Annotated in this window: 9 protein-coding genes; 5 read left to right on the top strand and 4 right to left on the bottom strand. The window is 45.2% G+C overall.

The features are described from left to right. Positions 1-438 precede the first annotated feature (438 nt). Positions 439-2,259: a signal peptide peptidase SppA gene (sppA, locus tag AAFP11_RS28695; RefSeq protein ID WP_341740089.1), complete on the top strand. Its 1,821-nt coding sequence runs from the start codon at positions 439-441 to the stop codon at positions 2,257-2,259. A 135-nt stretch (positions 2,260-2,394) separates the two neighbouring features. On the opposite strand, the gene AAFP11_RS28690 is transcribed toward sppA, so the two are convergent. Beyond that, positions 2,395-2,664 carry a GlsB/YeaQ/YmgE family stress response membrane protein gene (locus tag AAFP11_RS28690; protein ID WP_341740088.1) on the bottom strand — a complete coding sequence of 90 codons (270 nt, stop codon included), beginning with the start codon at positions 2,662-2,664 and terminating at the stop codon, positions 2,395-2,397. A 414-nt stretch (positions 2,665-3,078) separates the two neighbouring features. Here AAFP11_RS28690 and AAFP11_RS28685 point away from each other — a divergent pair, with 414 nt between their 5' ends. Beyond that, on the top strand, positions 3,079-4,266 hold the full coding sequence (locus AAFP11_RS28685; protein ID WP_341740087.1) for a glycosyltransferase: 1,188 nt from the start codon (positions 3,079-3,081) through the stop codon (positions 4,264-4,266). A 121-nt stretch (positions 4,267-4,387) separates the two neighbouring features. Here the strand turns inward: AAFP11_RS28685 and AAFP11_RS28680 are convergent, their stop codons facing one another. Continuing rightward, positions 4,388-5,104, bottom strand: coding sequence for a carbonic anhydrase (locus tag AAFP11_RS28680; protein WP_341740086.1), 717 nt, complete (start codon positions 5,102-5,104; stop codon positions 4,388-4,390). A gap of 198 nt (positions 5,105-5,302) precedes the next feature. Here AAFP11_RS28680 and AAFP11_RS28675 point away from each other — a divergent pair, with 198 nt between their 5' ends. Beyond that, positions 5,303-6,112, top strand: a complete 810-nt coding sequence (locus AAFP11_RS28675; RefSeq protein ID WP_341740085.1) for an MOSC N-terminal beta barrel domain-containing protein — start codon at positions 5,303-5,305, stop codon at positions 6,110-6,112. Between the two features lie 9 nt (positions 6,113-6,121). Here AAFP11_RS28675 and ylqF read toward each other — a convergent pair whose 3' ends face one another. Next, complete coding sequence (gene ylqF / locus AAFP11_RS28670; protein ID WP_341740084.1) at positions 6,122-6,976, bottom strand: ribosome biogenesis GTPase YlqF; 855 nt, start codon at positions 6,974-6,976, stop codon at positions 6,122-6,124. A 179-nt stretch (positions 6,977-7,155) separates the two neighbouring features. Continuing rightward, positions 7,156-7,569: a universal stress protein gene (locus AAFP11_RS28665; RefSeq protein ID WP_341740083.1), complete on the bottom strand. Its 414-nt coding sequence runs from the start codon at positions 7,567-7,569 to the stop codon at positions 7,156-7,158. A 184-nt stretch (positions 7,570-7,753) separates the two neighbouring features. Between AAFP11_RS28665 and AAFP11_RS28660 the strand changes: the two genes are divergently transcribed. Then, the gene (locus AAFP11_RS28660; RefSeq protein WP_341740082.1) at positions 7,754-8,953 is read left to right on the top strand and encodes a phosphoglycerate kinase; all 1,200 of its coding nucleotides are present in this window, start codon (positions 7,754-7,756) and stop codon (positions 8,951-8,953) included. A 168-nt stretch (positions 8,954-9,121) separates the two neighbouring features. Then, positions 9,122-9,782: pentapeptide repeat-containing protein (locus tag AAFP11_RS28655; protein WP_341740081.1), on the top strand; the 661-nt coding region annotated here is incomplete at its 3' end.

Below are 9,782 nucleotides of genomic sequence, written 5' to 3'. Positions count from 1 at the left end.
TCAACTTAAGGTCAAAGGTAGCCACAGACTGCTGTTTGACTATTAAATCTAGATCCCCCCTAGCCCCCCTTAAGAAGGGGGGGATAAGAGTCCGATCTTTCGTCCCCCTTCCCCCCTTGGGGGGGGCAGGGGGGGGTGGGGGGGGCTAGGGCGTGTTTTCAAACCCAAAGATCCCCCCAGCCCCCCTTAAAAAGGGGGGGGAAAGAGTCTTTAAGTCCCCCTTTTTAAGGGGGATTTAGGGGGATCTAAATCTTAAGGAGTAGTTTGAAAACACGCCCTAGGGGGGGGTGGGGATTTAGGGGGATCTAGACTTGGCTATGAACGAGAGATACCAAGGCTTTCAGGCTTAAGTTGACACCAATGGTTGCTACCAATTCCCTATGCCCAATTCCCTATGCCCAATTACCAATTCCCCATGCCCAATTACCAATTAATTAAATGAAAGATTTCCTAAAATATACGTTTGCAAGTTTGCTGGGAAGCCTCCTAGGATTGGCGTTGATCGGTAGCATAGGATTGGGAGGACTCGTAATTCTAATTGCTATGGCTGCGTCGTCGTCTAAAGATTCGGGGCCGCAAGTTAAAGATAAATCTGTATTAGTATTAGATCTTTCTCTCAATATTACTGACAGCAAACCCAGCCGCAGTACCGGGGCTGCCATTGAAGAAGTGCTTTCTGAGGATGGTTCAGATACTGTGACGCTGCGTACTGTTTTAGATGCGATCGCATCTGCGAAACAAGATCCAAAAATAGTTGGTATTTATCTGGAAGGTAATTCTGATTCTGGTGGCAGTGGGTTTGCTAATCTCAAAGAAGTGCGATCGGCATTGCAGCGTTTTCGAGAGGCTAAAAAACCAATTTTTGCTTATGAAATGGATTGGAACGAGCGAGAATATTACCTTGGTTCCGTTGCCAATACCATTGCTATCAATCCCTTTGGTTCTGTGGAAATCAACGGTTTTAGCAGTCAGACGACGTTTTTTGCCGGCGCTTTAGAAAAATATGGAGTGGGAGTGCAAGTTACTCGCGTCGGCAAATATAAGTCAGCAGTCGAACCATTTTTGCTGAAAAAGATGAGCCCCGAAAATCGCCAGCAAACTCAAAAGTTGTTGGGAGATATTTGGGGTGAATATCTGACAACTGTGGGGCTAAACCGCAAATTGACTGTGCCGCAATTGCAGGCGATCGCAGATAATGGTGGCACGTTGATGGCTGAGGAAGCTCTCAACAGCAAGTTAGTTGATAAAGTTGCATACTTTGACGAAATTGTCACCGAACTTAAGAAACTAACCGGAACCGATGGAGAAAACAAATCTTTCAAACAAATTAGTCTGAAAAGTTACGCCAAAATTGCGGAAAATAAAAACTCGAATCGCGCTGATAATCACAAGCAAGTGGCTGTTCTTTATGCCGAAGGAGAAATTGTAGACGGCGAAGGGGGCGTCAGTCAAGTAGGAGGCGATCGCATCGCTCAAGAATTGCGTAAAATCCGAGAAGATAACGACGTAAAAGCAGTAGTTTTGCGCGTCAACAGTCCCGGAGGCAGTGTCACGGCATCTGAAATCATCGGCAGGGAAGTGGTACTCACTGCTAAGAAAAAACCCGTGATCGTTTCCATGGGTAATTTAGCAGCTTCCGGTGGCTATTGGATTTCTATGGGTTCTAGCAAGATTTTTGCTGAATCCAATACGATTACTGGTTCGATTGGCGTTTTTGGAATGTTACCCAACGTCGAAAAATTAGCTACCAACAACGGCGTAACTTGGGATGTCGTTAAAACTGGCCGCTTTGCTGATACTAACACGATTTCTCGCCCGAAAAATCCTCAAGAATTGGCTAATATTCAGAGGGTTGTCGATCGCATTTACGATCGATTTATTACTAAAGTCGCCGATTCTCGCAAACTGCCCAAAGACAAGGTACAAGAAATAGCTCAAGGCCGAGTTTGGTCTGGTGCGGCCGCTAAGGAGTTGGGTTTAGTCGATCAAATTGGGGGTCTTGAAGATGCTATCCAAGAAGCCGTCAAACAAGCTAAACTTGGCAATGATTGGCAATTGGAAGAATATCCAAAACGTCGCAGTTTAGAGGAGCGCATTTTGGAGAAACTGTCCGGCGTGCGCGCCACCAAAGCCGCAGTCAAACTCGATCCCCTGACGGCAGAAGTACATAAAATGCAGCAGGAACTTGCCGTGGTGCAGTCGATGAACGATCCCCAGGGAGTTTATGTTCGCTTGCCTTTCAATTTTCGGATTGATTAATTGATATTGAGATGAGTTGTATAGCAACCGCCCAAGCCCCAGGGCAACTGCTATTAATTCTTACTCAAATAACAATCCTCCAGTCTTCGGCCTGGAGGATTGTTAAAATTATTGACTGGGAATTTACAAGATTTTTTATACGGTACGTTGAGTTAATAAACCCCAGATGAAAAGTAGAACGATCGCACCTAGGACGGCAAAAGCAACGCTAGGTATCGTTAATGCGCCGAAGGATGCTCCCCCGCTCGTCCCCAGGAAGACTTGACCTAGATAACCTCCCACTAGCGCTCCCACAATTCCTAAACCTGTTGTAGCGAGGAAACCGCCACCTTGTTGTCCGGGATAAATAGCTTTAGCGATGGCGCCGGCAATGAGTCCTAAAACAATCCATGCAATAATGCCCATTTCTTTTTCTCCTGAATCCTAAACTGTTTTGTCCCTTGTCTTATGTTCTTAGAATAGCAACAGATATTGATTGGTTGTCTCTACCGTAGGGAGGAACCTAAAGTGGTACGATTTATCAGGAATAGTTAAAATTTTGAGGTCGTTGAGTATGTCAAAAGAGTTAACCACACCTTTTTACTGAAGAAAGGTAAAAGCTAGAAAGTAACTATAGCAATCCTAAATCATTTGTGAATTTCTTACTCCCGGACCTTAATAAGGGGAGGGTTGGGGTGGGGTAAAAAACTTTACGACTCCTGCAAGGACTGCTATAGGCTGGATGCTGAAGGGAAAATGACAACTTTGGCTTGAGGTTTTGATTTTTTACTTCTCAATCAAACTACAATAATTCTTTAAAAATAGGAAAGATTGGGCCCGATGGATCTAAGTTTGTGCATGATTGTAAAGAATGAAGAAGCAACCCTACTGCGGACTTTGGCTAGCGTTAAGGATGTTGTTGACGAAATGGTGGTGCTGGATACGGGTTCGGGCGATCGCACTTGTGAAATTGCACGAGAATTCGGGGCGCGAGTCTATCACTTTGAATGGGGCGATGACTTCGCAGCCGCCCGCAATGAGTGTCTCAAGTACGCCACGGGTGACTGGATTTTAGTGTTGGATGCCGATGAAGTGCTGGTACCGGAGATTGTACCTCAAATGAAGCAGGCTCTTGAGAGCGATCGCACTTTAGTAATCAATCTCATCCGTCAAGAAATCGGTGCTTCTCAATCTCCCTATTCCCTGGTGTCGCGGTTGTTTCGCCATCGCCACGATATCCGGTTTTCTCGACCTTATCACGCCATGGTAGACGACAGCGTGGCTGAGATTTTGCAGAGGGAACCGGAGTGGAAAATAGGTGCTCTGGCGGATGTGGCGATTTTGCACTCTGGTTATCAACAAGATGCGATCGCCACTAAAAACAAATTCCAAAAAGCTCAAGTGGCAATGGAAAGATATATCACCTATTATCCAAACGATGCCTATGCTTGTAGTAAATTAGGCGCTTTATATGTAGAAAGCGGACAAATTCAGCGGGGAATTGATTTATTAACTAAGGGCTTGACGGTTGTTCCCATTGATGATTCTATTGTTTACGAACTTAACTATCATTTGGGAATTGCTTACCGCCACCAACAGCAATTTGTGAAAGCCAAGGAACACTATCAAGCAGCAATTAATACCAAAGTATTCCCACCAATCAAGTTGGGTGCTTACAATAATTTGGGAAATTTGCTCAAAGATGAGGGAGATTTGACCAGTGCCCAAATGGCTTACAAAGCTGCTTTGAAAATTGACCCCACTTTTGCCACTGGTCACTATAATTTAGGACTAACGCTGAAAGCAGCGGGGAATTTGACAGATGCGATCGCCTATTATCGACAAGCGATTAAAATCGAACCAGAACACGCGGAAGCCCATCAAAATTTGGCAGTAGCGCTGCTGAAAATTGGTAAAATGCCTGAGAGTTTAGCAGAATTCAAAAGGGCGATCGCCCTTCACGAACAGCGCCGTCCTTTTGAAGCAGAACGCCTGCGCCGGGGACTGCAAGAGATGGGGTTAATCTAACTGAGTTGAAGGCTTTTACGGGTGGGTTCTCCGGCCTACCCCACCATCAAATTCCCTATTCGTGGAACAGACATCTTGCCTGTTCATAAAAATAGTCAAAAGTCAGATACAATCAAGAAAATCAACCAACCATCTCTACCGTACCAGTATCCAAATCATAGCGTCCCCCGACAACTTTAAGTTTGCCTGCTTTAACTGCGTCAGCTATAATTGGTGATGATTGTTTTAACTTACTTACGTTCATTTTCACATTAGCTTTGACTGCGTTATCCCAGGCATCCCCCGGTTGACCTTTGATCGAATCAACCGCCGGTTTAATCGCCGCCACCAAACTGCCAATTTTACCAGGAACTGGTTTGCCGTCTAAAGCTGCTTTGACAGCACCGCAGCGTTCGTGACCCAGGATGATTATCAAGGGAGTACCCAATTCTGCGACACCATATTCCATGGTACCGATAATAGCATCGTCTAGGACATTTCCAGCTACTCGGATATCAAATAAATCCCCCAATCCTTGGTCGAAAAGAATTTCAGGAACCACCCGCGAATCGGAACAGCAAAGAACGATCGCAAACGGACGTTGACCCTTTGCTACTTCTACAATGCGCGATCGGCCTTGGTCGGGAAATGTCCGTTTTTGTTGAATGTAGCGCCGATTCCCATCCATCAATTTCTGGAGTGCGGCATCAGAAGTGATGTCTGGGCTGGCCTCTGTGTTAGCATTCGCCGCTTCCACTTTTAAGACTCCTGGTGCAATGGCTGCCACCAGCGCCCCTGCACCAGCCATCAAGATGGCATTCCGCCTCGACATCCCGCCTGTTTTTTTTGGTTCCATCATTATTTATAACTCTCTTTCAGCGTTAAACATTCTGAGCATAATATGTACAATAAATTTTGACTAATTTTTTTATTGTTTCTTTACAAGCCATCTCTGACTAATTTAAAAAAATGATGAATAATTATAAATTATTACCACGTTAATACCAAATAAAAGCTATAATTAGAGATTCACAATAATTTTGCTCAATAAATCGAAATGGCTTACGTTGCCAGTATTCATATCTATCCAATCAAATCCCTAGACGGCATAGCTGTCAGTCAAGCAACTCTTCTTCCTAGCGGGGCTCTAAAAGGCGATCGCTCCTTTGCTATCTATGACGAGCAAGGGGAATTTGTCAACGGCGATCGCCACAACGGAGCTTATTTTCTGCGTTTATCCTTTAATATCAGCAATAACATCGTCGGTCTGAAAATTCAAGGCACTGAACAAGAAATATTTTTTCACATCGATCGAGAACGGGTCAGAATACAATCTTGGTTGACTAACTACTTCGGTTTCCGTGTCAAGTTAGTTGAGAACTTGCTAACCGGCTTTCCCGAAAATCCCGCAGCACCCGGACCAACCATCATCAGTACCGAAACAATTGCAGAAATTGCATCTTGGTTTCCCAGAGTTTGTGTGAATGAAATGCGACAGCACTTGCGAGCTAATATTGAAATTGGAGACGTGCCGCCGTTTTGGGAAGACCAACTGTTTGCAGAAAATGAAGAAATTGTGCGCTTGCAAATAGGAACAACCACATTTGAAGCTCTTAATCCCAGCCAACGCTCTATCCTATCGCAGCGCCATTATTTTAGGGAAGAAGTTTATCCCAATTTTGAAAAGGTATTCACAGCCAAGCGGAATAAAACCATAGCTGATTCCGCAAGACGATTGCCTTTAAATCACTTGTCGCAACTTAACATTAACACGCGAGTACCCGATCGCTTATCAGGAAAAATACTACACATAGGAGATGAAGTGAAAATCATCAGCCTCAAGTCAAGTGTGGATTGTGGATTTTAAACTGCTAGATCAAATCGGCGGTAACTCCAAAGGAAGCTGACCCAAAACACCAGTTCTAAAATCATTCAACATTTGCCGTGCCATTCGTTCCACGTCTCCTTGATGTCTTTCTTTCGCTACCTCGTGTAAATAATTTTCACCATTACTAGATAAAGCATCTAATTTATATCTGGATTTGAAACCAGATACTGAGATCAAAGTATCATCAGTAGCTTCCAGCCCCAGGAGCAAATCGACCATCGCCGCTGCTACTACCTGATTGTCGTAAGCTGCTTCGCCAATATCTTCACAAATAGCTAACTTGAGGGCATTGTCTTGATTGTTAATACGGGTGGGAATCACTCCGGGGGTATCTAACAACTCAATTTGGTCAGAAATGCGAACCCATCGGAGCGATCGAGTTACTCCAGCCCTGCGCGCACTATCTACGACTTTGCGTCCCAACAGCCTGTTAATTAAAGCAGATTTTCCCACATTGGGAAAGCCAATCACCACCGCTCGGACAGGACGAGGAAGCATCCCGCGATCGAATCTTCTTTGATTCAGTTGCACCCCAGCATTCTGTACAGCATCCGCCAAAGCATTTATGCCGTGTCCATGTTCGGCATTAGTAAAATAAACCGATTCCCCCCTTGCTTCAAACCAGCTTTCCCATTCCTCCCGCAACCGAGGCGAAATCATATCCATCCGATTAATAACTAAGATGCGTGCTTTACTGCCCACCCAATTCAGCATTTGGGGATGGTGAGTAGCCAAAGGAATGCGGGCATCTCGGACTTCTAGTACCACATCTACTCGCTTTAGTTGTTCTTTTAATGCCCGTTCCGCTTTGGCAATGTGACCGGGATACCAGTGAATTTTCATGAGTTATTAGTTATTAGTTATTAGTTATTGGTTATTAATTGTTAGTCATTGGTCATGGGTTATTGGTCAGTGGGCTGTTGGCAGTAGTCAGTTATCATTCACCTAATAACTAATAACTAATGACTCCTGACCAATGACTACTGACCAATGACTACTGACCAATGACTACTGACCAATGACTAAGGCACAATCAAAACTGCACAAGGAGATAAGTTTATCACCCGACTGGTAACGCTGTCAGACGCCCCATCATCAGTTAAACCCATCCCTCGACAGCCCATTACAATCAAATCAGCCCCAATTTCGTCAGCCACATCACAAATCGTGAAAGCAGGCTTGCCTTCCCGTTCAATGATTTCAGCTTGAATTCCCTGCTGGGAGAACATCGCCTGAGCATCAGACAGCAGTTTGGCGACGGCTTCGGGTGAAGCCATTGTTTCTCGCGGCGGGGATTCGCCACTCTCGGCTGGGGGTTCGACTACCGACAGAATCACTAAACGAGCACCATAGGTTTTCACAATATTGACAACCTTTTCGGCGGCTTCGCGGGCTTCTCGGCTTTGATCTACTGGAAATAAGACAGTCTTGAACATACTGCACATCTCCGGGACACGGAGTCCGATAAAATGTTTAGGTTAAGCCAATCAGTGCCGTTTGTTCCATCTTCCGTTTTTTGTACGGGCGCGGTTGAATGCGTCCGAGGCCCAAGTACCAGTGACCAGTGCCACCATTACAACGGAATTCAACAAAAAGACACATATTTAGGAGGTTAATCCTGTGACAAAAAAAACTCTAGCAAATTTATCGGCATCGGACTTATCGGGAAAACGGGTACTCGTGCGGGCGGACTTTAACGTGCCACTCGACAACGGCAGTATCACCGATGATACTCGCATCCGGGCTGCTCTGCCGACAATTCAAGATTTGGCATCCAAGGGCGCTAAGGTGATTTTGTGCAGCCACTTCGGCCGTCCCAAGGGCGTGACTGAGAAGTTGCGCTTGACTCCTGTTGCTAAGCGACTGTCGGAATTGTTGGGTAAAGAAGTCAAAAAGACTGACGACTGCATCGGCGATGAAGTCGCTGCTACCGTCGAGGCGATGCAAGAAGGCGATGTGATTTTGCTGGAAAATGTCCGCTTTTACCCAGAAGAGGAGGCAAATGACCCGGAATTTGCTAAGAAGTTAGCTTCTGTGGCTGATTTGTATGTGAATGATGCTTTTGGAACTGCTCACCGGGCTCACGCTTCTACTGAGGGTGTTACTAAGTATCTGAGTCCTTCTGTGGCTGGCTTTTTGATGGAGAAGGAGTTGCAGTATCTTGGTAGTGCGATCGACAATCCTCAACGTCCTTTAGCTGCCATTATCGGCGGTTCTAAGGTTTCGAGCAAGATTGGAGTCATTGAAAAACTGCTGGAGAAGTGCGACAAATTGCTCTTGGGCGGTGGCATGGTTTTCACATTCTACAAGGCTCGTGGCTTGAGCGTTGGTAAGTCTTTGGTGGAAGATGACAAGCTGGAATTGGCTAAGTCTTTGGAAGCTAAGGCGAAGGAACGGGGAGTTGCTTTTCTGTTACCTACTGATGTGGTAGTTGCTGATAAGTTTGCTGGTGATGCTAATACTCAAACTGTCTCTGTTGAGAGCATTCCTGATGGTTGGATGGGTTTGGATATCGGCCCGGATTCGGTGAAAACTTTCCAAGATGCTTTGGCTGATTGCAAAACTGTCATCTGGAACGGACCCATGGGCGTGTTTGAGATGGAGAAGTTTGCTGCCGGTACTGAAGGTATCGCTCATTCTTTGGCTGGACTGACTAAGACTGGTACTACCACTATTATTGGTGGTGGTGACTCGGTGGCTGCTGTGGAACAGTTGAATTTGGGTTCAGAAATGAGCCACATTTCTACTGGTGGCGGTGCTAGTTTGGAGTTGCTTGAAGGTAAGGAATTGCCTGGTGTTGCTGCTTTAGATGAGGCTTAATCCCAGTTAGGTAGGGCGGGCTTGGCCCGCCTTGCTGCGAATAGGTTTTTTGGGGATTTACCGCAGAGGGCGCAGAGAACGCAGAGGAGGGAGAAAAGAGAGGGGCAATGGGTTTAAAGTCTAGAGTTTGTTAGTATAATTTATTTGAAGTGGCTGTGAGGTTTGTTTGTGAAATTTAAAGTTTTAGCAACTGTAACGGCAAGTTTAGCTTTATTTTGGTATTCCGCTCCTGTTCTAGCTCAAAATGCCGATCATGTGAGGCAATTGTTGGAAACTAAGGAGTGTGAGGGTTGTGATTTGAGAAATGCTGATTTGTTCAAGGCTAGCTTGTACAGGGCTAAGTTGAAAGGAGCAGATTTAAGCGGCGCAAATCTTTATGAAGCTAATTTGGTACAAGCGGATTTAACTGATGCTAATTTGGCTGGTGCTAATTTAGTTAATGCTGATTTGTATGGTGCGGATTTGGATAGTGCTAATCTGCGCAGTGCGAATTTGTCTAATGCTTTTTTGGGTAGGGCAAATATGACGATGGCTGATTTGCGTGGTGCTAAACTTTTTGGGGCTAATTTGGCGGAATCTTATTTGTTGCAAGCTAATTTGTCGAATACTGATTTGAGGCGATCGCTTTTGTTTAGAGTTAATTTCAGTCGAGCGAATTTAAGTGGGGCTGATTTGTCTTTTGCGGATGTGCGCGATACGAATTTGCAGAATGCTATTTTGTCTAATACTAGGCTGACTAAGGTTCAATTGAGTGGTACAAATATAGATGCGGTGAGGGATTTTCGTCAGGCTGATTTGGAACGTGCCAATTTACGGGGGACGAATGTGG

This window comes from Microcoleus sp. CAWBG640 (genome assembly GCF_020883015.1).
Lineage (GTDB): Bacteria > Cyanobacteriota > Cyanobacteriia > Cyanobacteriales > Microcoleaceae > Microcoleus > Microcoleus anatoxicus.
The sequence above is the reverse complement of the archived record's forward strand: the minus strand, read 5'-3'. Positions and strand labels throughout refer to the sequence as shown.

What these genes read in the sequence shown, in the direction of transcription:
- ylqF (WP_341740084.1), bottom strand. Translation starts at nt 6,976, where the DNA reads ATGAAAATTCACTGGTATCCCGGTCACATTGCCAAAGCGGAACGGGCA.
- AAFP11_RS28680 (WP_341740086.1), bottom strand. Translation starts at nt 5,104, where the DNA reads ATGATGGAACCAAAAAAAACAGGCGGGATGTCGAGGCGGAATGCCATC.
- AAFP11_RS28675 (WP_341740085.1), top strand. Translation starts at nt 5,303, where the DNA reads ATGGCTTACGTTGCCAGTATTCATATCTATCCAATCAAATCCCTAGAC.
- sppA (WP_341740089.1), top strand. Translation starts at nt 439, where the DNA reads ATGAAAGATTTCCTAAAATATACGTTTGCAAGTTTGCTGGGAAGCCTC.
- AAFP11_RS28690 (WP_341740088.1), bottom strand. Translation starts at nt 2,664, where the DNA reads ATGGGCATTATTGCATGGATTGTTTTAGGACTCATTGCCGGCGCCATC.
- AAFP11_RS28665 (WP_341740083.1), bottom strand. Translation starts at nt 7,569, where the DNA reads ATGTTCAAGACTGTCTTATTTCCAGTAGATCAAAGCCGAGAAGCCCGC.
- AAFP11_RS28685 (WP_341740087.1), top strand. Translation starts at nt 3,079, where the DNA reads ATGGATCTAAGTTTGTGCATGATTGTAAAGAATGAAGAAGCAACCCTA.